This is a genomic window from Cysteiniphilum litorale, assembly GCF_003428165.1.
Classification (GTDB): domain Bacteria; phylum Pseudomonadota; class Gammaproteobacteria; order Francisellales; family Francisellaceae; genus Caedibacter; species Caedibacter litoralis.
This window is the reverse complement of sequence record NZ_QLIQ01000001.1, coordinates 234,554-258,618: the sequence shown is the minus strand read 5'-3', so window position 1 is coordinate 258,618 and position 24,065 is coordinate 234,554. Positions and strand designations below refer to the sequence as shown.

At 39.2% G+C, this 24,065-nt stretch carries 23 protein-coding genes and 1 pseudogene; 13 read left to right on the top strand and 11 right to left on the bottom strand.

Annotated features, from left to right (window positions below):
- Positions 1-36 precede the first annotated feature (36 nt).
- Both pyrB and DNJ75_RS01160 read left to right on the top strand, forming a co-directional pair.
- Positions 37-972 (top strand): aspartate carbamoyltransferase, encoded by a 936-nt coding sequence (gene pyrB, locus DNJ75_RS01165; RefSeq protein ID WP_117001332.1) that lies wholly within the window; start codon positions 37-39, stop codon positions 970-972.
- 9 nt (positions 973-981) lie between these two features.
- Positions 982-1,845 (top strand): class I SAM-dependent methyltransferase, encoded by an 864-nt coding sequence (locus tag DNJ75_RS01160; protein WP_117001331.1) that lies wholly within the window; start codon positions 982-984, stop codon positions 1,843-1,845.
- A 4-nt stretch (positions 1,846-1,849) separates the two neighbouring features.
- Here DNJ75_RS01160 and DNJ75_RS01155 read toward each other — a convergent pair whose 3' ends face one another.
- From DNJ75_RS01155 to DNJ75_RS01105, 11 genes and pseudogenes are all read right to left on the bottom strand, one after another.
- Complete coding sequence (locus tag DNJ75_RS01155; protein ID WP_117001330.1) at positions 1,850-2,305, bottom strand: excinuclease; 456 nt, start codon at positions 2,303-2,305, stop codon at positions 1,850-1,852.
- A gap of 168 nt (positions 2,306-2,473) precedes the next feature.
- Positions 2,474-3,631: an iron-containing alcohol dehydrogenase gene (locus tag DNJ75_RS01150; protein WP_117001329.1), complete on the bottom strand. Its 1,158-nt coding sequence runs from the start codon at positions 3,629-3,631 to the stop codon at positions 2,474-2,476.
- 164 nt (positions 3,632-3,795) lie between these two features.
- Positions 3,796-5,982: a heavy metal translocating P-type ATPase gene (locus DNJ75_RS01145; protein WP_117001328.1), complete on the bottom strand. Its 2,187-nt coding sequence runs from the start codon at positions 5,980-5,982 to the stop codon at positions 3,796-3,798.
- Positions 5,983-6,002: 20 nt separating this feature from the next.
- The gene (locus DNJ75_RS01140; RefSeq protein WP_117001327.1) at positions 6,003-6,302 is read right to left on the bottom strand and encodes an ArsR/SmtB family transcription factor; all 300 of its coding nucleotides are present in this window, start codon (positions 6,300-6,302) and stop codon (positions 6,003-6,005) included.
- A 99-nt stretch (positions 6,303-6,401) separates the two neighbouring features.
- Positions 6,402-7,711, bottom strand: a pseudogene (gene trkA, locus DNJ75_RS01135) (Trk system potassium transporter TrkA); the annotation flags it as partial.
- A gap of 59 nt (positions 7,712-7,770) precedes the next feature.
- Positions 7,771-8,346: a cob(I)yrinic acid a,c-diamide adenosyltransferase gene (locus tag DNJ75_RS01130; RefSeq protein WP_117001326.1), complete on the bottom strand. Its 576-nt coding sequence runs from the start codon at positions 8,344-8,346 to the stop codon at positions 7,771-7,773.
- Positions 8,347-8,357: 11 nt separating this feature from the next.
- Positions 8,358-8,984 carry a 23S rRNA (uridine(2552)-2'-O)-methyltransferase RlmE gene (gene rlmE, locus DNJ75_RS01125; RefSeq protein ID WP_117001325.1) on the bottom strand — a complete coding sequence of 209 codons (627 nt, stop codon included), beginning with the start codon at positions 8,982-8,984 and terminating at the stop codon, positions 8,358-8,360.
- Positions 8,985-9,065: 81 nt separating this feature from the next.
- Entirely contained in the window at positions 9,066-9,350 is a 285-nt protein-coding gene (locus DNJ75_RS01120; protein ID WP_117001324.1) for a type II toxin-antitoxin system RelE/ParE family toxin, read from the bottom strand.
- A complete protein-coding gene (locus tag DNJ75_RS01115; RefSeq protein WP_117001323.1) occupies positions 9,338-9,574 on the bottom strand; it encodes a hypothetical protein in 237 nt (78 codons plus the stop codon). The genes DNJ75_RS01120 and DNJ75_RS01115 overlap by 13 nt, the downstream gene beginning before the upstream one ends.
- Positions 9,575-9,688: 114 nt before the next feature.
- A complete protein-coding gene (locus tag DNJ75_RS01110; protein ID WP_117001322.1) occupies positions 9,689-10,816 on the bottom strand; it encodes a calcium:proton antiporter in 1,128 nt (375 codons plus the stop codon).
- A 217-nt stretch (positions 10,817-11,033) separates the two neighbouring features.
- The gene (locus tag DNJ75_RS01105; protein WP_117001321.1) at positions 11,034-12,623 is read right to left on the bottom strand and encodes an FMN-binding glutamate synthase family protein; all 1,590 of its coding nucleotides are present in this window, start codon (positions 12,621-12,623) and stop codon (positions 11,034-11,036) included.
- Between the two features lie 183 nt (positions 12,624-12,806).
- On the opposite strand from DNJ75_RS01105, the gene pstC reads away from it, so the two are divergent.
- The 11 genes from pstC to DNJ75_RS01050 all read left to right on the top strand — a co-directional run bounded on the left by pstC (position 12,807) and on the right by DNJ75_RS01050 (position 24,056).
- Positions 12,807-13,748 carry a phosphate ABC transporter permease subunit PstC gene (gene pstC, locus DNJ75_RS01100; protein ID WP_224728281.1) on the top strand — a complete coding sequence of 314 codons (942 nt, stop codon included), beginning with the start codon at positions 12,807-12,809 and terminating at the stop codon, positions 13,746-13,748.
- Positions 13,748-14,575, top strand: coding sequence for a phosphate ABC transporter permease PstA (pstA, locus tag DNJ75_RS01095; protein ID WP_117001320.1), 828 nt, complete (start codon positions 13,748-13,750; stop codon positions 14,573-14,575). Before pstC ends, pstA begins: the two co-directional genes overlap by 1 nt.
- A gap of 31 nt (positions 14,576-14,606) precedes the next feature.
- Complete coding sequence (gene pstB, locus DNJ75_RS01090) at positions 14,607-15,479, top strand: phosphate ABC transporter ATP-binding protein PstB (RefSeq protein ID WP_117001387.1); 873 nt, start codon at positions 14,607-14,609, stop codon at positions 15,477-15,479.
- Positions 15,480-15,681: 202 nt separating this feature from the next.
- A complete protein-coding gene (gene pstS / locus DNJ75_RS01085) occupies positions 15,682-16,749 on the top strand; it encodes a phosphate ABC transporter substrate-binding protein PstS (RefSeq protein WP_117001319.1) in 1,068 nt (355 codons plus the stop codon).
- Positions 16,750-16,840: 91 nt separating this feature from the next.
- Positions 16,841-17,797, top strand: coding sequence for an AAA family ATPase (locus DNJ75_RS01080; RefSeq protein WP_117001318.1), 957 nt, complete (start codon positions 16,841-16,843; stop codon positions 17,795-17,797).
- Between the two features lie 20 nt (positions 17,798-17,817).
- The gene (locus DNJ75_RS01075) at positions 17,818-18,747 is read left to right on the top strand and encodes a DUF58 domain-containing protein (RefSeq protein ID WP_117001317.1); all 930 of its coding nucleotides are present in this window, start codon (positions 17,818-17,820) and stop codon (positions 18,745-18,747) included.
- The gene (locus tag DNJ75_RS01070) at positions 18,737-19,207 is read left to right on the top strand and encodes a DUF4381 domain-containing protein (RefSeq protein ID WP_117001316.1); all 471 of its coding nucleotides are present in this window, start codon (positions 18,737-18,739) and stop codon (positions 19,205-19,207) included. Before DNJ75_RS01075 ends, DNJ75_RS01070 begins: the two co-directional genes overlap by 11 nt.
- A complete protein-coding gene (locus DNJ75_RS01065) occupies positions 19,204-20,211 on the top strand; it encodes a vWA domain-containing protein (RefSeq protein WP_170137160.1) in 1,008 nt (335 codons plus the stop codon). Before DNJ75_RS01070 ends, DNJ75_RS01065 begins: the two co-directional genes overlap by 4 nt.
- Positions 20,208-21,230: a vWA domain-containing protein gene (locus tag DNJ75_RS01060; RefSeq protein WP_117001314.1), complete on the top strand. Its 1,023-nt coding sequence runs from the start codon at positions 20,208-20,210 to the stop codon at positions 21,228-21,230. The genes DNJ75_RS01065 and DNJ75_RS01060 overlap by 4 nt, the downstream gene beginning before the upstream one ends.
- Complete coding sequence (locus DNJ75_RS01055) at positions 21,221-22,342, top strand: hypothetical protein (RefSeq protein WP_117001313.1); 1,122 nt, start codon at positions 21,221-21,223, stop codon at positions 22,340-22,342. The genes DNJ75_RS01060 and DNJ75_RS01055 overlap by 10 nt, the downstream gene beginning before the upstream one ends.
- Complete coding sequence (locus DNJ75_RS01050; RefSeq protein WP_157968158.1) at positions 22,335-24,056, top strand: BatD family protein; 1,722 nt, start codon at positions 22,335-22,337, stop codon at positions 24,054-24,056. Before DNJ75_RS01055 ends, DNJ75_RS01050 begins: the two co-directional genes overlap by 8 nt.
- The last annotated feature ends 9 nt before the right edge of the window (positions 24,057-24,065 follow it).

Sequence of the window (24,065 nt, the reverse complement as noted above, 5' to 3'; positions counted from 1 at the left end):
AGTAATTAAAGTAATTAACACCTGAAGGGACATAATATGCTTGAGACAATATTATCTACAGCCAATAACACAACAAAGCACCTTGTCAGTATCAAAGATTTAAAACGGGATGATTTTGATCAACTGATGAAGCTTGCGCATGATGCCGAGCATGGCAAGCTTATAAATACTTTGAGTGACAAGGTTATTGCCAGCTGCTTTTTTGAAGCGTCAACACGTACGCGCTTATCTTTTGAAGCAGCGATTCATCGCTTAGGTGCTAAAGTCATTGGTTTTGCTGATGCACATAATACTTCCTTTGGTAAGAAAGGCGAGAGCTTAAGCGATACCATCCAAATGCTTAATGGCTATGCTGATGCGATTGTGATGCGTCATTTTGAAGCAGGCAGTGCCCAAATCGCTGCAAATATTTCGCATATCCCTGTGGTGAATGCCGGAGACGGTGCTAATGAACATCCTTCACAAACCTTACTTGATCTTTTTACGATAGAGCAAAAATTTGGACAGATTGATGGTATAAAAATCGCGATGATTGGTGATTTGCGTTATGGTCGCACCGTGCATTCATTAAGCTATGCATTATTAAACTATCATGATATTACAATATATTATGTGGCACCAAAGGCATTGCAAATTCCAGAAGAAATTTTAGCTCAACTTAAAAATAAAAACATAGCCGTACACTGTGTTGAAAACTTAGTTGATGTCATTTCTGTGGTTGATGTCTTATATATGACGCGTTTGCAAAAAGAGCGTTTTTCCGAAGAAGATGGGCATACAATGGATTATGTGCTGACGGCGGATATGTTGGTCAATAGCGCACATGATGATTTGATTGTGATGCATCCACTGCCGCGCGTGCAAGAGATTTGCAATTCGGTTGATGCCACTCAATATGCATGGTATTTTCAACAGGCTAAAAATGGCGTATTTATGCGTCAAGCGATTCTTTATAATTTGTTGAATGTGTGATTTTTAACCATGCAGCAAGTTGATAATAAAGCTTTCTTAGATCCTGAAATCCAAAATTGGGATGAATTGGATTTACCTAAAAGCTGGGTTGATGAGTTAAATTTTAAATCACCAATGGCTTGGCTTACCTTAGTGAAGGCAGTTTTTTATCCAAAAAATAGATCTGTGCGTTTAGATGAAAAACTATTGCAGGAAATGCCTGTTCCTAAGTATGTTTTACAGGAGTTTCATAATATTCCTTGCGGGAACTATTCTAAGCTATTAACTCGTGGTTATATCAAAGGCTTTGATATTGCGATGCTTAATCAAGTTGATCCCATACGCAAAAAAATAGCATATTATCTAAAAGACTGTCATGCCGTGTTAGATATTGGTTGTGGCGGTGGTAAAACTAGCAACGCGATTTATCAACAAGGTGCCCACGATATTTGGGGGATTGACCCAAGTCCTTATTTATTAAAACATGCGGCGTTAGATTTCCCACAGATAAAGTTTATTCAAGGTGTAGCTGAGTCATTGCCATTTGCTGATAAACGCTTTGATGGATTAAGTGCATGCTATGTGTTACATGAAATCCCACCAAGATATATCAAACAACTTATCGCAGAAGCTTCACGAGTGCTTAAAAAGGGTGGGGTGTTTGTTATTGCTGAGCCATCGCCGCTGCAATATCAAGATAAAACGTGGCAATTATGTAAAGACCACGGGATGAAAGGTGTTTATTTCAAATTGTTAGCGCGCAAGCTGAATGAACCCTTTGTTAAGGCGTTCCATCAGCTGGATTTACATCAATTATTTATTGAAGCAGGATTTGACGTATTAGAGGATCAAAAAGAGATGCCACATCGGTTTATTTGTGTCAGGAAGCTATAAAGACTTACTGCTTGATGGCGTTACCTTTTAAAGCGACACCTGACATCCATAAGCCATTTTCACACACATAAGTATCTGTGCTTGATGTTGTGTTATTTTTCCAATTCGATTGAATATTAGCAACGCCATCGCCACCCATTTCTTTGGCTTGGCTTTCTAAGCTTAGAAGGGCTGAGTAGAATACCCAGTTACAAGAAGCAACAGGATCTTTGGCAAAGGCGTTAGCGCGTCGGCTTGTTGTAATCTCACCTAAGTCTTTAGCGCCTGCAGGAGCTGAGTTTTTACCAAAATAAAATTTAAAATCAGTGGTTTGTGTTTTCACTTTTGTAGGCATTGAACTCATCGCTTGATTAATATTGTAATTGCCTAAGCCAGTATTTGATGAGCAAGCGCTTATTGCTAAGGCTGTTGTTGCAACGAATATAGGTAAAGCTGTATTGATTAGTTTGGATCTTTTCATTTTTTGATTTTTTGATAAATAAGTATGATATTAGTGGGTGAATTTTAGCAGGATGTGTTGATAAGTGAAAGAAAATAAATTCAATTACCCCTCACCCGCGCAGCCTATGCCACACGAGCAATCCCGCAAGGGCGGAGCTGAGGATTTGTATTATATACGCACTATTATTTAGTAACTCATTTGCAAGATTTTTAAACTGTCTTCAGGCGTGATATCCGCATGCTCTCCCAATGCGGTAAGACCATTATCTTTGAGGTTATTAATAATATCGTCAAATTTATCTTGTGACAGTTGGTAAGCACTAATTTTGGTTGGGTTACCCATTTTTTCAAAAAAGGCGCGTGTTTTCTCAATAGCAATTTGCACTTTTGTTTCAGCATCAAGTGTTTTATCAACCTGCCAGACGCGTTCAGCGTATTGAATCAGCTTGGCTTGTTTTTTATCCTTTTTGTATTCCATAATGCTTGGCAGAATGATTGCAAGGGTTTGTGCATGATCCAAACCATAAAAGGCGGTTAATTCATGCCCAATCATATGTGTAGCCCAATCGGTTTTAACACCCTGAGAGATCAGTGTATTTAATGCAAGTGTTGCTGCCCACATAATGTTAGCACGTACATCATAGTCATGAGGATGAGTCAGTACTTTTTCACCTTCTTCAATTAACGTGCTGAGAATACCTTCAGCAAAGCGATCTTGTAATTGGGCGTTTTGCGGATAAGTTAAATATTGTTCCATCACGTGGACAAAGGCATCGACAACACCATTGGCAACTTGTCTTGCTGGTAGGGTATAAGTTGTTTCTGGATCAAGAATTGAAAAAACAGGGAATACTTTCTCATGCATAAAGGCAAGTTTTTTATTCAACGCTCGACGCGAGATAACAGATCCTGAGTTCATTTCAGAGCCTGTCGCAGGCAGTGTTAACACACAACCAAAAGGTACAGCGCCAGTAATATCAGCATGTTTGGCTAAAATATCCCATGCATCACCTTTGAATTTAGCGGCTGCAACGATAAATTTAGTGGCATCAATGACTGAGCCGCCACCAACAGCTAATACAAAATTAATCTTATTTTGTTTGATGAGCTCAACTGCTTTAAGGCAGGTTTCATACTCAGGGTTTGGTTCAATGCCTGAAAATTCAGTCACTTGATGGTCAGCTAATGCTGTTTTTACTTGATCATAAACACCATTTTGTTTAATGCTGCCACCACCGTAGATTAACAATACTTTTTGATCTTTGGCAATTGCATGACTTAATTGTGTGATTTGTCCTTGACCAAAGTAAATGCGAGTTGGGTTGTAATAAATAAAGTTTTCCATAAGATGCTCCATTTTAGATCTATGCCATCATTGATTTGATGGCATCAACGAAGTCGAAGTGTAGCATATCCTTTAATGGCTTTGTAGCAGTTTGCGGTTAATGAGCAGGGACTTCCTTGGCAATGCCATAAGGCATTCCGCGATAAACAACGCCAAATTCACTATCAATCCTGACTTTTGCTTTTTAATAAACGCAAGCTATTAAATACCACGAGTAAGGACGCACCCATATCCGCACCAATGGCCATCCAGATATTCGCAAGTTCAAGTAAAGCTAATGCCATAAAGACTACTTTAAGCCCTAAAGCAAAGGTGATGTTTTGCTGAATAATGGTTTTAACACGTATGGCATGTTTTATTAACCATGGCAATTTTGCCAAATCATCAGACATCAATGCAATATCAGCCGTTTCAATTGCAACATCACTACCCGCGTCCCCCATTGCAAGGCTTAAATCAGCCGTTGCCAAAGCAGGGGCGTCATTAATACCGTCACCAACCATCGCAACTGTTTGATATTGAGTTTGTAAGGCTTTGATTTTTGCTACTTTATCTTCGGGTAAAAGCTCAGAGTAAACCTCATCAAGTCCAGCTTGTTGCGCAATAAACTGTGCAGCACCCTTATTATCACCAGTTAATAGTGCAGTTTTAATACCAAGGGCATTGAGTTTAGTTAAGGTCTCTTTAGCATTGTCTTTGATGCTATCAGCAACAGCAAACAAGCCAAGGATATGATTGCTGTTAGCGAAAATTAATAGCGAATGTCCTGTTTTTTCTAATGCGAGAATCTGGTCATGAAAGGCATTTAAATTTGCTGTAATTTCAGTTTTTTCATGTAAATATTTATGACTGCCGATCCAGTAATTGTGCTCATTAATTTGTCCTGTAATTGCTTTGCCTTTAATCACTTGAATATTAGAAGCATTAAAGGTTTTTGCTAATTTAAGCGCCGCCATTTTATCAAAGATAGCGTGTGCTAAGGGGTGGTTATTACCTTCTTCTAATGCTGCAGCAAGTTGTAGTAATTCATTATCACTATACTCTTTTGAGATATTAATAATTGACTGAATGACAGGTTTGCCTTGGGTAATCGTCCCTGTTTTGTCAAAAGCAATCGCTTTAAGCTTCGCGGGTAACTCAAGAAAGCTGCCACCTTTGATTAAAATGCCATGATTAGCCGCAGCACTTAAGCCCGAGACAATGCTCACAGGTGTTGAAATCACTAAAGCGCAAGGGCAGGCGATGACAAGAATCACCAAGGCTTCATAAATCCAATTATACCAACTGCCAGCAAATAATAACGGCGGGATAATCGCGACTAATAGGGCAAATATCATCATCAAAGGCGTGTAGTATTTGGCAAATTGCTCAACCCACATCTCGGACTTTGCCTTATTCGCTTGCGCTAGTTCCACTTGACGGATAATGTTTGATAATGTTGATTCAGTGGCAAGTTTTGTCACTTTGACATACAAAAGACCATCTTCATTTAAACTACCAGCAAATACAGGATCACCTTGCTTTTTTTCAACAGGTAATGACTCACCGGTAATAGGTGCCTGATTAATAAAGCTTTCACCTTCTGTAACAACGCCATCTAAAGGGATACGCTCACCCGGTTTGATAACGATTGTGGCGCCGATATTAACTTCTTCAACCTTCTTAACATCGATATCTTTATGATGTGAACAATAAACATTCGCAGTATCGGGTGCTATTTCTAGTAATGATTGAATCGCTTTTCTCGCCTTGCCAACACTCCATGATTCCAGCAATGAAGCGATGGAGAATAAAAAGACAATCATGCCAGCTTCTAACCATTGACCTAAACATATCGCACCAATCACAGCGATGGTCATCAAAAGGTTAATATCAGGACGTATACGTTTTAATGCTGCCCATGCTTTAGGGTAAATAAAAAAGCCACCAACGATTAATGCCAAAACATAAAAAATAATTGAGCTAACAGGTTGGGCAGTTGCTGCACCATGCTCACCAATAAGAGCATCCAAAAATCCATGATAACTGCCATGGATAGCAAAGCCTATGATTAAAAATAGTGCACAAATCAGTGTTAATAGGCTGCGCATATGCTTTTGCCGAAAGCTTTCGCTATTGGTTTGTTGTTTGATTTCATATTGTTGCCAACTGATAAATTGGTAGCCTGTCGCTTTGAGCCTTTTTTCAATCTCAGCTTGTGTAAATTGTTGTGTTTGATTGTGGATCATGAGCTTGCCTTTCAACAGGTTAAACTGTAAAAGGTTCTCATCTTTAACATAAGGCAGAAGCTCTCGTTTCACCACAGAGACTTCATCCAAACAGTCCATGCCATAAATTTTATATTCAAACATTTTGTTTCCCCTTTATTCTATTAATGGGTTTCATCCGACCAGTGTTTATACATATCTTGTAAAATGCAATGAACATGCTCATCGTATAAGGAGTAGAGCACTTGTTTGCCTTGGCGTTCACCTTTAATCAAACGCTGTTGTTTCATTAATTTCAAATGATGACTAACCAGAGGCTGAGACACGCCAAGCTTTTCAACAAAGTGATTGACCGGTGTAGCCTCTTTTGCACATAGGAATAAAATGCGCATACGGTTGGCATCGCCCATGATATGACACACATCAGCAATTCTCGTCAAAATAAGTTCATCAATATCACTCATTATAAATCCATAAATTTTTATATAAAAAATAATTTATATAATTTAGGTGAAAATGTGGCTGATGTAAAGTGGGTAGATGAAAAAAAATGTAATAAAGGATTATAGAAAAACCGGCAATACCTGAAAAAGCTTTTCAATCGTATAGACATGATCAAGATCCGTGATCGTGACAATAACGTGATCTCCTGACTCAATCGTGTAATGATCATGCGCAACTAATACGGTGTCATCGCGCACGATGGCGCCAATAATAATCGCTTTTGGTAAGTTTAGTTCACTGATTTTCTTACCGACAATTGGTGAGCTGTCAGCTGTGCCGTGCACGACAATTTCACAGGCTTCGGCGTGCCCGCCATAGAGTGAATAGATATTTAGCATATCACCTTTGCGTAAATAAGTTTGAATTACACCAATGGTGATTCGCTGTGGTGAAATCGCGCGATCAATGGTATGTGTTTCATCAACTAAAGCCGCATAGCTTAAGCTATTAACAAGAGCAATGGTACTTTTAGCCCCCATTTTCTTAGCAAGCATTGCTGACATGATATTTGCCTCATCATCATTGGTTACCGCACAAAAAAGATCGGTATCATCAATACTCTCGGCATTTAATAGCTCAGCATCCGAGGCATCCCCTGAGAGTACCGTGGTATTGTTTAGTGTCTCAGCGGCTAAGTGACAGTTCTCATAGTTGCGCTCAACGATTTTAACCAAATAATCATTCTCAAGCTTCTTAGCAAGTCCCATACCGATATTGCCACCTCCAGCGATAAAGAGCTTACGGCACGCAGTTTGTTGCGGTTGAAATTCACGTAAAATCGCAGGAATATTAATTCGCTCAGCAATAAAGAATACTTCATCTTCTTTTTGCAAAACGGCATCAGCGGATATAAGTAAGTTTTGTTTTTTGCGATAAATAGCAACAACACGCGCATCGATATCAGGAAGCTCTTGTCTAAACTCACGAATGCTCATGCCATGAAGTGGTGAGTCCTCGGCAATTTCACTCCCTGCTAACTGCAAGCGCCCATTAGCAAAATCAACAATCTGGAAACTGCCAGGGTGCTCAACTAAACGCACCAAGCGTTGAGTAACTAACTCAGAGGGGTTAATAATAAGATCAATTGGGATATTGTCATTATTAAAAATTTGCGGATAGCGCGCGTAGTTCTTGTTACGTAAACGCGCGATTTTCGTTGGGATTTTAAAAAGGCTATAGGCGATCTGACAAGCAACGATATTAACTTCATCATTATTAGTTACCGCAATAATCATATCCGCATCATTAGCACCTGCTTCTTCAAGAATATTGGGGTGTGATGCCGAGCACAGATCGTTTTGACGTCAAAGTGATTTTGAATATGTCTTAGTCGTTCGGCTCTTTCATCCACGACGCTAATGTTATGATCTTTTTGTAAATTCTTAGCCAGTGAGCTGCCGACTTGTCCGGCACCTAAAATAATAATTTTCATAATTTTTCCTGTGTTTTATCACTTCTATGGCTCTTCCATAACACTTCATCATGCTGATCTAATTGATTAAAAAAACGTGCCAACACAAATAAATAATCAGATAAGCGATTTAAAAAACTTAAAATAAGTAGGTTATGCGCTTTTGTCTGATCTTGGATCAAGGCAACATAGTGGCGTTCTGCTTTACGTGCTATGGTACGTGCTTGATGGCTTAAAGCCGCACACTGTGAACCACCAGGTAAAATAAACTCTTTCAAAGGTGGTAAAGACTCATTCCAATGATCAATTTGGATTTCAAGTGCGGTAACAGCATGATCCGTTAGTTGGCTAAATTGAGGAAACGATAGCTCGCCACCAATATTGAATAAATGATGTTGAATATTTTGTAGTTGGTTGTTTATGTCAAGGTTGCTTGAAAAGGCGACAATCACACCAATGGCGGCGTTTAACTCATCAATCTGACCAATGGTTTCAATAATCGGTTCGCATTTATCAATACGAATATTATCTGAGAGGGCAGTAGTACCTTTGTCGCCGGTTTTGGTGTAAATTTTTGACAGTCTATGACCCATGAATAATTCCTTTAACGTTTATTAAACCCGATCACATAGACTTCGCGTGAGCGCGCACGAGATGCATCAGGTTTACGAATAACGACTTTTTGAAAACGCTCTTGAACTGCCTTTACAAAAGGATCAAAGCCTTCACCTTGGAAAACTTTAGCTAAGAAATTACCACGTGATTTTAATGTGCTATCGGCAAAATCAAGTGCCAATTCAACCAGATACATTGATCCGGCTTGATCGGTATTGCGATTTCCACTCATATTTGGTGCCATATCAGAGATCACCCAATCAATTGACTCACCTTCAGTTAATTGCATTAAGGCTTCATATGGCTCATCCTCGGTGAAATCTCCTTGAATAAAGGTCACATCAGGCAAAGGATCCATCTCGAGAATATCCAAGGCAAACACCTTGCCTTCAGAACCAACAAAATCCGTTAAAACCTGTGACCAACCACCAGGAGCTGCACCCAGATCAACAACGGTCATGCCTGGTTTGAATAGCTTATCTTTTTGCTGTAATTCCATGAGTTTGTAAGCTGCGCGTGATCTTAGACCATCTTTTTTAGATTGGCTAACATAATGATCATTATGATGTTCATCAAGCCAGCGTTTGCTGCTTTTGCTATGTTTGTTTTTTGACATTAACAAATAAAGGTATCGTGCTAATTAATGTCAACAGTATATCACCTAAGAAAATATACAGTAGCTTACTTTTTTACTTTTTTACTTTTTCATTTTTTGATGTAGAAAAGAAGTAATGATGATTTCGTCTTGATTTTTAATCCAATAAGAAATTAAAAAAGGGAAGTCATAGACAATATATTCCCTTAACTCGGGAATCTCACTTACCATACGTGAGGCATGTTGATTTAATAAAATATACTTCAAAGCACTTTCAATACTTTGAATAAAACGCAGAGCCACAACTTCATCAGCATATTTTAAATACCAATCGACATAGTCTTCAAAGTCGTTAAGTGCCTCAAGTGACCAGTTTATTTTTTGCATTTACTAAATACTCGTGAAACATCGTGCTCTGTGGCAATCTGAGCATTCTTGGCTTGTTGTAAGCCGAGTCTCATTTTTTCAAGTTGCCAGTTTCGTAGCTCTTGCTGTCTGCCAAGTTCTGCCCAATATAGAATTTGTTGCGGTACTGTGCGATAACCTTTTTCTGCAAAACCCTTCGTTTCATTAACAAATTCTTCAGGAAGTCTGACTGATATAAATCCCATGGTAATACTCCAAAGTTTGTCTCATGTGGAAAGGTTAGAGCAAATTATCGCAATTTGCAAATTTCCTCTGATAGATTGTTTTAAATTTGTTAGAGAATTGCTTCTTGGATGAATTTATAATTGAGACAAAGGTTGAGCGACATCGAAAATCAACGCAAAGTAAACGATAAAGACACTCAGAAGAACCATCCCATTAAAGACACTGGTGCGTCGTGAGGTAAAGGTAACTAAAGCAATTAAAAAGGTTAGCACCATAATCACAATTGATGTGCTATTTAATCCAAGAATTAATGGTTGACCAAGGACAAGGCTTATGACAAGTACCGATGGCACGGTAAGGCAAATGGTAGCAACCGCAGAGCCCATGCATAGATTGATAGAGCGCTGTAATTGATTTTTATAAGCAGCTTGAATAGCGCTCACTCCCTCTGGGGTTAATACTAAAAGCGCGATAATAAAACCGCCTAACTTACTGGGAAGTCCTGCCTCTTGAATGCTAAACTCAAGAAAACTGGCAAGGTTTTTTGATAAGGCGATCATCACGACAAGACCAAGGAGTAACATAATGACATGATAGAGTACTGAGCCCATAGGGCTGTGGTGTTCCTCATCACTATCGCCATCATGCTTATACTGAAAATAGTCTTTATGTGTTACCGTTTGTTTCACTAGAAATACCGCATAAAGGATGACACAAACAATAATCACGACAATTGATTGACTTAAGTTAAACGTGCCCGCATCTGTGGCAACGGTGTAATTAGGGAGTATTAAACAGACTGTTAATAAAAGAATAAGTAAAGAAATATAAATACTAGCACCTTCGGTATTATACATTTGTGTGTTGTGTTTTATACCTCCTGTTAATAGACTAAGTCCAGCAAAGCCATTAACGGCAATCATAATTACGGCAAACATCGTGTCTCGGGCAAGGGTAGGGTCCCCTTTGCCAATCAACATCATGGTGATAATTAATGCTACTTCAATTGAGATAACAGAAAGGGTTAGAATTAAGGTACCATAGGGTTCACCAAATTTTTCAGCTAACCAATCCGCGTGTTTAACCACATTAAAGGCGCAAACGAGCATTACAGCAAAGATAACGAATGTTGTTGCTGCTGTGGCAAAGTGGCTAATGTTATATGGGTCCAGACCTAAAAAAACCATATTTAATAGAACAAAGAGGATGATGGGCAAAATAACGCCATATTCGGTTTTAATAAAACTTATTGTTTTGTGCATTTTACCTCCTATTTGTTCGTTGTTTTCAAGTCGTTTTTTCATATGACTTCTCTTACTGCTAGTCAGATGATAAACCAAAACCTGTTATTTATTATAATTTAAGTATTTAAAAAAGTGTAAGAGCAAGTTACCGGTGGATACCTTACAATCTTTAGTTAATCACTTGCAAGCAGTTTTTAAAATAAGTCGATAAAATGGACGTTTTGCTGATAGTTTTTTAAAAGCGCTCAGCAGATGCTTGTTGCCAATATTTAGCATATTGCGTTGGTAAGTTATTATCATCTAATAAACTATCTTTTTTAAGGTATTGATAGACTTCGTCAAGTGATTGCACGGTTTTTTCATCAATACGACGTATAACACGTGAGGCAGAAAGCTCGCTTGGATTCCTAAGTCCCATAGCGCCAACAAGTTCAGTAAAGCTTTTAACGGTTGCATCATGAAAGCGGTAAACTCGTTGTTTCTTGTCATCAATGTCCAGTGCTTTGTACAATCGTGGATTTTGTGTGGCAACGCCTGTTGGACAGGTGTTGCGGTTGCATTGTTTAGATTGAATGCATCCCAAAGATAACATCATGGCTCTGGCGCTATTGATAACATCAGCACCTAAGGCAATACGCTTGACCATATCAAAGCCTGTCGCTGTTTTACCGCTGGCAATAATACAAATATGCTCGCGAATGCCAGAACCAACCAATGCGTTGTGAACAAATGCTAAAGCATCTTCAAGTGGTACACCAATATGATTGACGTATTCCTCAGGAGCTGCTCCTGTACCACCTTCAGCACCATCAATGGTAATAAAATCAGGAAAAATTTGCGTTTTTAACATGGCTTTACAAATTGAGAAAAACTCGGTTTTGCGCCCAATGCACAGTTTAAAACCAATGGGTTTACCACCGGAAAGCTCTCGCAGTTTTTGCACAAATTGACATAGCTCAACAGGAGTTGAGAAAGCAGTGTGCGCAGGGGGAGATAAAACATCTTCACCCATCGGCACATCACGAATTTTAGCAATCTCAGGGGTAAGTTTCTCCTTGGGTAAAACACCGCCATGAGCAGGTTTTGCTCCTTGTGAGAGTTTGATCTCAATCATTTTAATATCATCATATTGCGCTTGAATGGCAAACTTATCTGGATCAAAGTGCCCATCTTTAGTCCTAAAACCAAAATATCCTGTCCCAATTTGCAGACAAATATCACCACCCTGGCGATGATATTCTGTTAAACCACCTTCGCCAGTGTTGTGACAAAAGCCCCCAAGCTTAGCACCTTTATTAAGTGCCATAATTGCATTTTTGGATAAGGCGCCATAACTCATGGCTGAAATATTTAAGCGTGACGAGATATAAGGTTTGGTGCATTGATGATTGCCTATTTGAAATTTAGGATCCACATCCTTTGGGTGAATCGGTGCTAATGAATGCAAAACCCACTCATAACCTGGACGGTTAATATCGCGCTCGGTACCAAAGGGCAGCGTGTCTTCAATGCCTTTAGCGCGTTGATAAACTAAAGAGCGAGTTTGTCGATCAAAAGGGCGTTCACTTTGGTCTGTCGCAACAAAATACTGCTGAATCTCAGGGCGAAAGAACTCCAAGATAAAGCGCATATGCCCAAGGACGGGGAAGTTGCGTAGTATGGTATGCTTTTTTTGTGTTACATCATAAATGGCAACAATAATAAGCGCAATAATAATAATGCCTACGGTAAGTTTGCTGTGTAGTAATGCTAAAAACGCAAGAATAATAAGTAAGACAATGCCAAAGCCAATATACCATTTTCTACGTTCTGAAATATGAAACATAAATATTCCTTAGTGTTTAGTCCTATGTTCATATGGAATAATAGTGAGAAATATGAGAAATTCAATTTAAAACAACCATAGCCATCATTTGTAACATAACTGTAACAATTGATATTTATGCTTAGCAACGACTTAATTAAGTAGGAAGGATAGGTTTTGAGGCAAAGTGGGGATAGAAATTTTTTGAAGCTATTAATAGCTTTAGCATCGCTAACACTGATCATTTTTGTGTTGCTATTAATGAGTCTTATTGTATTTAGTTGGCCAAGTATTCGTGAGTATGGCGTCTCTTTTTTATGGAGTGATGCATGGAATCCTGTGACTGAGCAATTTGGTGCTTATTCAGTTATCATTGGTACGCTGGTTACATCCATTTTGGCACTTGTAATTGCTGTGCCTTTTAGCTTAGGTGTTGCACTTTTGATCGATGAGTTATTGCCCAGACGTATAGGTAGAATTCTTGCGCGATTGATTGAGTTAATGGCAGGGATCCCGAGTATCGTTTATGGTATTTGGGGGCTTTTCGTGCTTTTGCCGTGGGTGAAATCTTTACAGTTAAAATTAATGCCGTTATCACTATCTTGGCAGGCTAAGTTTTCAGCTCTTGCCGAGAGTGGTTCATTTTGGGCGCACTTTGAGCCGCTTGTGATGTTCTTTATCAAAAGCTTACCAACAGGCAGTAGTATTTTTGCTGCGAGCATTATCTTAGCCATTATGGTGATCCCTTTAATCTCATCGGTAATGCGTGATGTGATCAGTGCGATTCCACAAGTGACGAAAGAAGCAGCATTTGGTATTGGTGCGACTAAGTGGGAAGTCACCAAAAATGTCATTTTCCCTTATGCCTTACCCGGCATGATGGGTGCGATTATTTTAGGTTTTGGACGCGCGTTAGGCGAGACAATGGCAGTGACCTTTGTGATTGGCAATGTTCATAGCTTGCAAGGCTTATTTATGCCAAGTGCGACCATCTCATCAGCCATTGCTAATGAGTTTAATGAAGCATTAGGCACATTATATCCTGCCGCACTAGTTGAAACAGGATTGATATTATTCTTAATCACTCTGGTGGTTTTACTGATATCACGTTGGATTTTAAAGCGTTACAAAGTAGGGGTGGCATAATGAATACGATTGGACAAGTCGCACTTAAGCGCCGTATTAAATCAAATATTTTTGTCTCACTGTGCTGGCTAAGTGCGATTATTAGTATCTTTTTTTTGTGTAGCATTTTATATGAGTTGGTAATGCGTGGTATGCCTAGCTTTAGCACGTATCTTTTTATACATGACACGAGGGAACTAGGGCTTAGAAATGCGATTATTGGTTCATTAATGTTAACAATTGGTGCTATCGTGATCGCAACACCGATTTCGATTTTAACGGCGACTTTCTTTGTTGAGTTTCGACAATTCAGACGCACGATTAAAGTCTTGCGTTTTATTAATGACATGATGTTAAGCACGCCATCAGTGATTGTTGGTTTATTTATTTATACTCTTATTGTCGTTAACACCAGTTTTTCAGGTTATGCCGGAATCATTGCGCTCGCGGTTATCGCGATGCCGATGATTACGCGTGCAGCGGAGGATGTGTTATATCTTGTATCCCCTATGCTAAAGGAATCAGCCATCGCACTAGGTGTGCCAAAGTGGCGTGTGATTGTGATGATTGGCTATCGCTCGGCAAAGACGGGACTCATTACTGCAGTGGTATTAGCCACAGCAAGAGTGATGGGCGAAAGTGCGCCATTGTTGTTTACCTCGGCAAAAAACAGCTTTTTAAGCTTCAATATGGGGCAAGCGATTGAGAGTTTACCAGTGATGATTTTTGAAAATGCAATGCAACCATATCCGGAGTTTCAACAAGTGGCATGGACGGCGGCACTTATTGTTACCGCATTAGTATTGGTGATGAATCTAACGGCGCGTTGGATTGCAAAAGATAAATAACTGGTAATAAAGCAAAGAATAAGAGATGATCATGCAACAATCGACAGAATTTAAAAGCTTAAAGAATTTAGAAAACATAGAAAGCACAGCACAAGCTCAAACTGATCATAGTAATAGTCAATTTGAAACTCAAGGGAGGGTGTTAAATTTGCCAAATAAGCAGTACTTAGCAGTAAAGAATCTTAACTTTTATTATGGTGATAGCAAAACATTGCATGATATTAATGCAAGCTTCGCGCAAAATAAAATTACCGCATTAATTGGTCCATCAGGTTCTGGCAAGTCCACTTTGCTTAGAACATTAAATCGTATTTATGAATTGTATCCGAAGCAAAAAGCCACGGGGCAGATTTTGTTACAAGGGCAAAATGTCTTAGAAAAAAATATCGATTTGAATCAACTGCGTAAAGAAATTGGCATGGTTTTTCAAAAACCAACGCCTTTTCCGATGAGTATTTTTGATAATATTGCTTTTGCCATTAAGTTGCATGAAAAATTACCTAAGGCTGAGTTGCAACAGCGCGTTGAAGAGGCATTAAAGCAAGCGGCGTTATGGGATGAAGTTAAAGATAAATTGCAACAACAAGGTACACGTCTTTCAGGTGGGCAACAGCAACGACTGTGTATTGCGCGTACACTGGCAGTGAAACCTAAGATTTTATTATTAGATGAGCCGACATCGGCGCTTGATCCTATTTCTACCAAGAAGATAGAACGGTTGCTCACAGCGTTAAAGGTTCAATATACAATTGTGATGGTGACACATAATTTAAAGCAAGCTGAGCGCTTATCAGACAGTACGATGTTTATGATTAATGGCGAGCTTGTCGAGTATGCCCCAACTGATGTATTCTTTAACGCACCTAAGGATCCACGAACGGTTGATTATATTCATAATGAATAACTAGAGTTAGATATTCTAAACAAAGTGATGATTTTAAAACACCCCGTCAGCCTGCAGCTGCCACCCCTCTTGTAAAGAGGGGAATTGGGCAATGATGTTTTATATTCCCCTCTTTACAAGAGGGGTGCCGAGCTTGCGAGGTGGGGTGTTGAGATAGGAAAAGGGTATAACGGTTTATAAATTAAGATATAAGGATAAATGAATGAAACGAGTAAGATTTAAGAAAACTGTATTGGTTGGTGCTCTGATAAGTAGCGCTATGGCTGTACTGGCATTATCAGGATGCAGTGAAAAAGCACATGAAAGTGATGGCAAGGCAGCGTCAAGTCAGTCAGTTATTATGGGCTCAGGCTCAAGTTTTATCTATCCTGCGATGTCACGTTGGGCAAATGAATATTATAATCAAACAGGTGTTAAAATTAATTACCAACCAATTGGTTCAGGTGGCGGACAGCGCCAGATTTTTGCAGGCACGGTTAACTTTGCAGCATCAGATCAGCCACTAAACAATGCTGAGCTTAGTAAGTACAATTTATTACAATTCCCTGCAATTGTTGGCGGTATTGTGCCTGTGATTAATGTTCAGGGCATTAAGACAAATGAGCTTGTGTTAAGTGGTCAAGTATTAGCGGATATTTATTTAGGTAAAATCCAATATTGGAATGATCCAGCGATTGCCGCTTTAAATCCAAAGCTTAAGTTGCCACATAATGCGATTATCACGGTGCATCGCGCCGATGGTTCAGGGACAACTTATAACTTTACACAATACTTAGCATCGGTTAATCCTGTATGGCAGCAGCAAGTTGGTGTTGATACTTCAGTGCAATGGCCGGTAGGTATTGGTGCTAAAGGCAACCAAGGCGTGGCAGCACAAGTGCAGCAAGTCGATGATAGTATCGGCTATGTTGAGTATGCCTATGCAAAAACCGCGAATATCCCAACCGTTAAACTGATTAATCAAAATGGTCAAACAGTGACTGCGGATTTAAATAGTTTTGCAAGTGCCGCAAAGTATGCATCATGGCAGGCAAAGGATAATTATAATTTGCTATTGGTTAATCAGCCAGGTGATAACAGCTGGCCGATTGTTGCAACGACTTTTGTTTTGTTACCTGAGAAAGCAAAGCAAGGCATCAATCAAGATATTAAGCAATTCTTTACTTTTGCTTATTCTGAACAGGGTGACAAGATTGCACAGAAACTTGATTATGTCGGTATTCCACAAAATGTTGTTGCAGGCATTAAAGTTTATTGGGATAAAGCTTAGAAATTTACGACATAAGCAAAACGAGGCTTGAAATTCATAAACGGATTTATAAAATAAAGACCGTTAACTATATCAAGCCTTAGGAGGGTTTATGCCGGTATATCAGGATTTTGAAAGTTTATTAGCGTATTTAGATGCGCGTATTGTTGGGCAACGCGCTTTGACAAAGCGCCTTCTAATTGCCTTATTATCATCAGGACATTTATTGGTTGAGGGCGCGCCTGGTCTTGCTAAAACCACGGCAATCAAAACCTTAGCTGAATGTATTGAATGTTCATATCATCGTATTCAATTCACCCCTGATTTACTACCTGCAGATTTAACAGGGACTGAGATTTATATTCCTGAGCGCCAAAGCTTTGAGTTTCAAACCGGTCCCTTGTTTCATAATTTGTTATTAGCCGATGAGATCAATCGCGCACCGGCTAAAGTGCAATCAGCACTATTAGAGGCAATGGGTGAGAAGCAGATTACCATTGGCAAACAAACCTATCCATTGCCTGATTTATTCTTAGTGATGGCAACACAAAACCCGATTGAGCAAGAGGGAACTTACCCTTTACCCGAGGCGCAATTGGATCGCTTTATGCTGCATGTTAAAATCGGCTATCCAGATGCAGCAATGGAAAAAGAAATTTTAGCATTAAATCGTGGCAATCGTTCAGTGAACTTGCAAAAGCCACCGCTAATAACACAAGATCAAATATTTACAGCGCAACAACAAGTGTTAGATCTGCATGTTTCTAGTGCCGTTGAGGAGTACATGATTCAGTTGGTATTAGCCACACGTGATGCCGCGAAATACAATGAAGATTTAGCTAAATGGATTCGTTTTGGGGCAAGTCCACGTGGCACGATTGCACTTGAGCGCGCGGCACGTGCGCATGCTTGGTTTAATGCAGAAGACTATGTGTCACCATATGATGTCCATGCGGTGATTCATGAGGTATTAAGGCATAGGATATTGCTAAGCTTTGAAGCTGAAGTTGATAATATTACCAGTGATGATGTGATTGATGCACTTTTAAAAGCCGTGCCGATTCCATAAGTGGAAGAGGGGAAACGCTCATGAGTTTAAAAAACACAAGTGATCAACAAGGTATAACGGCAGATATTAATGAATTATTGAGTTTGCGTTTTCAGGCGCAAAATATTCAATTTTTTAATAGTCAACGTGTGAATACGAATCAGGTCGGTCAACATGTCTCACGCGCCAGAGGGCGAGGAATGGACTTTGAAGAGGTTCGGCATTACCAACCAGGGGATGATATTCGTTTAATGCATTGGCCGTTAACCGCGCGTCTTGGGAAGCCGTATACCAAGGTGTATAAAGAGGAGCGGGAACGTGCGATTTATTTTATCGTCGATCAAACTGCATCAATGCAATTTGGGACGCGTGTTTGCTTTAAAAGCGTACTAGCCGCTAAGATCTGTGCATTATTAGGTTGGGCAGCACTGAATCATCATGAACAAGTCGGTGGTGTGGTATTTGCAGATGATGGTTTATATCAATTAACACCAGCGCGTAGTCGTACGCATTTATTGAAGTTTTTCAAATGCCTAAGTGACCCAGATAATATGCTAAGACCATCAAATAACCATTCAATGGCAATGACACTGAAGAATCTATCAAAAACACTTAAAAGTGGCAGTGTTGTAATTGTGATCAGTGACTTTGTGCATTTTGATGATGAGGCTGAACAGTATTTGAAGTTAATTAATCGCAAGAGTGAGATTATCCAAGTATTTACTTATGATCCATTAGAAGCAAGTTTACCTGATAGAGGGCAATACTGCTTTAGTGATGGGCAGTTGCATTTCTTGGAGCTAAATGCCGCGGATAAAGACGTGCATAAGCGCTATGCCGAGCCATTTAATCAGCGCCTAGATAGGATCAAAGCATTATCAAGCAAACACAATATGCAATTTGTCGCATTAGCAACGAATGATGATGTGGTTAAAACCTTAAATCATGGAGTAATGCGCTATGGCTACTGATGTATTAGCTGGGCTAAAAGACATTCATCTTCCGCCTGCGGTATCGATTTGGCCACTGGCAGTGGGTTGGTATATTTTGGCTGTTGTTGTCTTAGTTGTGATTGCGCTGATGATATGGTTCTTGGCTAAAAAGATTAAAGCGCATCGTCATAAGCAAGCAATAATAAGCTTATTTGACACAACTGTACAAACCACTCAGTCAGAGAGACCACAGGCATTGATATCAGAGATTTCTACTTTTTTAAAGCGAGTTATTATGCAAGAGCTTAAAGCGGATAATGCGCATCTATACTTCGGTGAGGATTGGTTAAAGTTCCTAGATCAGCAGCTGAAAACAGATGATTTTAGTAAAGGTGATGGGCGTTTATTGTTAGATAGCTATAGGTTAAAAGAAGTCAGTATTGATGAGCGTCAAGCGCTTATTATATTAACGAAAAAATGGTTAAGGAAAGTGTTATGATGACCATCGCCTATCCTTGGATTTTTGTTTTACTCTTATTACCCATTATCTTGCGTTTTGTATTACCAAGAGTAAACAATAGTGATGCAAAACAAGGGCTTAGAATTCCTTTTTATACTTCATTGCAAAAAACAATGACCGAAGGTGAGGCTAAAGGAACTCAACACTTGTCATGGTTTAAATATTTGTTACTTATCATTTGGTGTTTATTAGTCGTTTCAGGTGCTGGTGTGCAATGGTTAGGTGCGCCATTAACTTTGCCACAAACGGGTCGGGATTTGATGTTAGCAGTTGATCTCTCAGGCAGTATGCGCACACCAGATATGATGGTCAATGGCAAGGCTGAGTCAAGAATTGATTTGGTGAAAACGGTTGCTAATGAATTTATTCAAAAGCGAGAAGGCGATCGATTAGGACTTATTTTATTTGGTTCTAAACCTTATTTGCAAACGCCACTAACTTTTGATCGCAAAACCGTTGGACAAATGCTTAATGATGCTACGGTGGGTATTGCGGGTATTCAAACCGCGATAGGGGATGCCATTGGTCTTGCGATTAAACAGTTGATGCATTATCCCAAGCAATCACGCGCGCTTATTCTTTTAACCGATGGTGGCAATAACGCTGGTGTTATTGACCCTGATACAGCAGCTAAGCTTGCCAAAGATGAACATATCAAGATTTACACCATTGGTTTGGGGGCAAAGCAAATGACGATGCAGACGATGTTTGGTCCGCAAATTGTTAATCCATCGAGTGATTTGGATATTGATGGCTTGAAAAAAATTGCCCAGATGACAGGTGGGGAGTTTTTTCGCGCTGAAGATGGTAAAGAGTTGCAAGCGATTTACAATAAAATCAACCAGTTGGAACCCGTGAAATCCGATAAAATCACCATTCGTCCGATAACACCATTTTATCCATGGACTTTGGGAGCTGCGATGATCTTAAGCTTTATTTTAGCGTTGTTATGGATTAAAAGAAGTCAAAGGAGTGTTATATGAGTTCCATCGATTTCCACTTATTTAATTCATTTCACTTTTTACGTCCATGGTGGTTTTTACTGATCATTCTAGCGATTTTTTTACTCATCATGATCTTAAGAGTCAAGAGCAGTGGCAATAACTGGAGTGCACATTGTGATCCACACTTATTAAAACATTTATTAGTCGGGCAGCAAGCACGTCAGCGTCGTATGTTGCCAGTGATAATTTTTTTATTATGGTGTATTGGCATTGTCGCATTGGCAGGACCAACTTGGTCGCAATATCCACAACCAGTTTATCAAAAGGTGGCAGCACGTGTGATTGCCTTAGATGTCTCGCAAACCATGAATGCTAATGATGTCCCGCCTACGCGTTTAGAGCGAGCTCGCTTTAAGGTGTTGGATTTACTTAAATCGATTAAAGAGGGGCAGACAGGAATGATCGTATTCTCTAGTGAGCCTTTCGTGGTGTCGCCTTTAACGGCTGATGCAAATACCATTGCTAATATGGTACCTTCTTTGGATTCAAGTGTTGTACCGATTGGAGGTGACAATATCCAAAAAGCATTAGTAGAATCAGCCAAACTCATTAAGCAAGCAGGCTTTGCTGGAGGTCAGATTATACTAGTTACTGATAGCACGCCGTCACCTGCGGCATTAAGAGAATCTAAAAACCTAGCAAAAGAAGGTATTAAAACGTCTGTATTAGCGATTGGCACGGCTCAAGGTGGACCAATCAAAAATAGCGATGGCGGTTTTGTTACTGATAAAAAAGGGCAAATTGTATTTGCTAATATGAATGCTGCTGAATTACAAAAACTTGCGAGCTCAGGTGATGGGCAATTTAGCTTAATTACTGATAATGATCAGGATGTCACAAAAATGCTAAGCCATGATGGTGATGGTAAGACACAAAAAACAGAAGCACAAAAAGCCAACGCATTATGGAAAGATGAAGGGCATTGGTTTATTTGGTTGTTGATTATTGTGGTGGCATTGGTTGCACGAAAAGGTTGGTTGGAGAAAGTATGTCGATAAAGCGTATCAGTGGGTTTGCAGTGTTATTATTGCCGACACTGTTGTTGGCAAATACTTGGCAGGATCTGTGGTTAAATAAAAATCAACAGGCTGAGAACTTATTTAATGAACACAAAAACAAAGAAGCAGCAGCGATGTTTAGTGATAGTCGTTGGCAAGGTGCAGCATTATATCGTGATAAAGATTATAAGGCGGCATTAAGTGCTTTTGAGAAAGATAACTCGGCAGTTGGGCTGTATAATCAGGGCAATGCTTTAGCGCAATTGCATGAATATCAAAAAGCAATAGCAGCATATAAAGCGGCTTTAGCCAAAAAAAGCGACTTTGCTGACGCTAAAGCGAACCTTGAGTATATTGAGAATTTATTAAAGCAACAACAGCAACAAAATAATCAGCAAAAGCAGGATCAGAAAAATTCTCAAAATAAAGAGAATAAAGATCAGCAGAATAAACAACAGAATACGAAAAACAGTCAAAACAATCAAAATAATAAGCAAGATCAAAAAGATCAAAGTCAGCAGGGTCAACAAAATAGTGATCAGAAAAATCAGCAAGATGACCAAAGTAAGCAAAATAAACAAAGTAATAAAAATAATCAGAATCAAAAAGATCAACAAAATCAACAAGATCAGTCACATGCTAATCAACAACAGAGTGATAAAGATAGTCAAAGAAATGAGCAAAATAAGAAAAATGAGCAGAGTCAAAGTGATCGTAGCAATGATCAACAGAATATAGATCAGCAGCAAGAGCAAAGAAAACAAAAAGGTCAAAACGGTCAAAAAGAGCAACAAGATAATAAATCATCGACTGAAAACACTCAAAGTGCTCAAAGTGAGAAAAGCAAAGATAATGATAAGAATCAAAAAGATGAACGTTCTCAGGCATTAGCAAAAGAGAAAGACAAAGACAAAGACAAAGAAGATGATCATGATCCGTCACAAAAGGTAGCGGTTTCAAGTGCCCAAGCGCGTGAAGATGCACTGCGTCAGAAGAAGGTTGATGCCATTTTGTCACAGATTCCAGATGACCCAGGTGGATTATTGAAGCAGAAATTCTTAAGAGATTATGAGCGACGTCAAACATCGCAAAATGGAGGGAATAATGATTAGATTTATCAGCAGAATAAATAAGACATACAAAATGGAAAAAATCAAAAGAACAATCAGCATTCTTATACTTATACCTGCTGTATTTATGTTTATGGTGCAATCATTGCATGCTGCGGTGTCTGCATCAGTTGATCGCACACAGGTGGCAGATGGTGAAAGTTTGACATTAACGATTAAGCTTGATGATATGAATGAACAACCTGATTTGGCGCCATTGAAGAAAGATTTTGATGTTTATGGTACAAGCACCAGTAGTCAGACCAGCGTTATCAATGGCAAAAGCACTTCAGATATTTCGTATATTGTGACTTTATTACCTAAAAAAACTGGAGATATAACCATTCCAGCGTTAACTGTTGGGCGTGAGCAAACTAAGCCATTGACAATTACGGTAACAAAGGCAGTACAAGGGTCTCATGGTAAACAAACGGCAAATGTCTTTTTAGATGCATCTCTTTCAAGTGATAGTGCTTATGTTAATACACCAGTGCTCTATACCCTGAAGCTATACTATGCAGAGCCATTGTCTAATTTAAGTATGCAGCCACTGCAATTAGCCAATGCAACGATTGAGTCTTTTGGCAAAAATACTCAATATCAAGCACAACAAAATGGTAAAACCTATAATGTGGTTGAGCAGCAGTTTTTAATTACAGCTAATCAATCCGGTGAGATTACTATTCCACAAAGCATTATTCAGGCAGCGGTTTTACAAAATAATCCCAATTCATTTTTTGCCATGCAAAGTGCTAAGCCAATATTGGTGAAGTCAAATTCATTGACGTTGCATGTGAAGCCAATTCCTCAAAATGTTGACATTAATGACTGGTTACCTGCCAATTCAGTTACGCTAAAAGACAGTTGGTCAAGTGATTCCAATGAGCTAACCGTTGGTGAGCCGGTAACGCGCACAATTGTCTTGACAGCAACAGGTGTGCAAGCAGCTAGCTTGCCTAATTTAACCTTTCCACATGCTGATAGTGTGAATGCATATCCAGATAAGGCACAAAGCAAAGATTATGTGGAGAATAACCTGCCTGCAGCAAGTAAAGTCTTTAAGGTTGCCTATATCCCAACACAGAAAGGTGTTATTGAGTTTCCAAAGATTACAGTGCATTGGTTTGATGTGAAATCACAGACCATGCAAACTGCCATTTTGCCAGCCCAAACCTTTAAAGTATTGCCTGGCAAAGTGGTAACACCTGTGCAAACCAGTGCGATAAATGCAGCTTCTGCAGCACAGCCCGCAAAGACAGTCATTAAGGTGGTGCATAGCAAACTATGGAAGGTGTTAACGATTATCTTTGCAATCTTATGGTTAGTTACATTGATTATATTGCTTATGGTTATTAGCAAGTTTAAATCTAAGAAAGTACCACCAACTTTAGATAAACAAATATCATTTGAAAAGCCGGATATTGATCAGGCGCTTAAAGATATTAAACAAGCATGTGATCATAAGGAGCTAGCCGCTGTCAATTATGCAATTGTCTCTTGGGGTAATGCTTTGTTCAATCAAAGCTTCTACAGTGCGATGGATGTTGCTTCTGTTGTTGATGATAAAGCGCTTAAGCTAATGCTTACTGCTATAAACAAAGCGCTATATGCTAAAGGTGAGTTTGTGGAATATAGTGAATTGTATCAACATATCAAATCATACAAGATCATGAGTGATAAAGATCAAGAAGTATTGGCACCATTATATCCAGAGTAGACCCTATAA

What these genes read in the sequence shown, in the direction of transcription:
- pyrB (WP_117001332.1), top strand. Translation starts at nt 37, where the DNA reads ATGCTTGAGACAATATTATCTACAGCCAATAACACAACAAAGCACCTT.
- DNJ75_RS01160 (WP_117001331.1), top strand. Translation starts at nt 982, where the DNA reads ATGCAGCAAGTTGATAATAAAGCTTTCTTAGATCCTGAAATCCAAAAT.
- DNJ75_RS01155 (WP_117001330.1), bottom strand. Translation starts at nt 2,305, where the DNA reads ATGAAAAGATCCAAACTAATCAATACAGCTTTACCTATATTCGTTGCA.
- DNJ75_RS01150 (WP_117001329.1), bottom strand. Translation starts at nt 3,631, where the DNA reads ATGGAAAACTTTATTTATTACAACCCAACTCGCATTTACTTTGGTCAA.
- DNJ75_RS01145 (WP_117001328.1), bottom strand. Translation starts at nt 5,982, where the DNA reads ATGTTTGAATATAAAATTTATGGCATGGACTGTTTGGATGAAGTCTCT.
- DNJ75_RS01140 (WP_117001327.1), bottom strand. Translation starts at nt 6,302, where the DNA reads ATGAGTGATATTGATGAACTTATTTTGACGAGAATTGCTGATGTGTGT.
- DNJ75_RS01130 (WP_117001326.1), bottom strand. Translation starts at nt 8,346, where the DNA reads ATGGGTCATAGACTGTCAAAAATTTACACCAAAACCGGCGACAAAGGT.
- rlmE (WP_117001325.1), bottom strand. Translation starts at nt 8,984, where the DNA reads ATGTCAAAAAACAAACATAGCAAAAGCAGCAAACGCTGGCTTGATGAA.
- DNJ75_RS01120 (WP_117001324.1), bottom strand. Translation starts at nt 9,350, where the DNA reads ATGCAAAAAATAAACTGGTCACTTGAGGCACTTAACGACTTTGAAGAC.
- DNJ75_RS01115 (WP_117001323.1), bottom strand. Translation starts at nt 9,574, where the DNA reads ATGGGATTTATATCAGTCAGACTTCCTGAAGAATTTGTTAATGAAACG.
- DNJ75_RS01110 (WP_117001322.1), bottom strand. Translation starts at nt 10,816, where the DNA reads ATGCACAAAACAATAAGTTTTATTAAAACCGAATATGGCGTTATTTTG.
- DNJ75_RS01105 (WP_117001321.1), bottom strand. Translation starts at nt 12,623, where the DNA reads ATGTTTCATATTTCAGAACGTAGAAAATGGTATATTGGCTTTGGCATT.
- pstA (WP_117001320.1), top strand. Translation starts at nt 13,748, where the DNA reads ATGAATACGATTGGACAAGTCGCACTTAAGCGCCGTATTAAATCAAAT.
- pstB (WP_117001387.1), top strand. Translation starts at nt 14,607, where the DNA reads ATGCAACAATCGACAGAATTTAAAAGCTTAAAGAATTTAGAAAACATA.
- pstS (WP_117001319.1), top strand. Translation starts at nt 15,682, where the DNA reads ATGAAACGAGTAAGATTTAAGAAAACTGTATTGGTTGGTGCTCTGATA.
- DNJ75_RS01080 (WP_117001318.1), top strand. Translation starts at nt 16,841, where the DNA reads ATGCCGGTATATCAGGATTTTGAAAGTTTATTAGCGTATTTAGATGCG.
- DNJ75_RS01075 (WP_117001317.1), top strand. Translation starts at nt 17,818, where the DNA reads ATGAGTTTAAAAAACACAAGTGATCAACAAGGTATAACGGCAGATATT.
- DNJ75_RS01070 (WP_117001316.1), top strand. Translation starts at nt 18,737, where the DNA reads ATGGCTACTGATGTATTAGCTGGGCTAAAAGACATTCATCTTCCGCCT.
- DNJ75_RS01065 (WP_170137160.1), top strand. Translation starts at nt 19,204, where the DNA reads ATGATGACCATCGCCTATCCTTGGATTTTTGTTTTACTCTTATTACCC.
- DNJ75_RS01060 (WP_117001314.1), top strand. Translation starts at nt 20,208, where the DNA reads ATGAGTTCCATCGATTTCCACTTATTTAATTCATTTCACTTTTTACGT.
- DNJ75_RS01055 (WP_117001313.1), top strand. Translation starts at nt 21,221, where the DNA reads ATGTCGATAAAGCGTATCAGTGGGTTTGCAGTGTTATTATTGCCGACA.
- DNJ75_RS01050 (WP_157968158.1), top strand. Translation starts at nt 22,335, where the DNA reads ATGATTAGATTTATCAGCAGAATAAATAAGACATACAAAATGGAAAAA.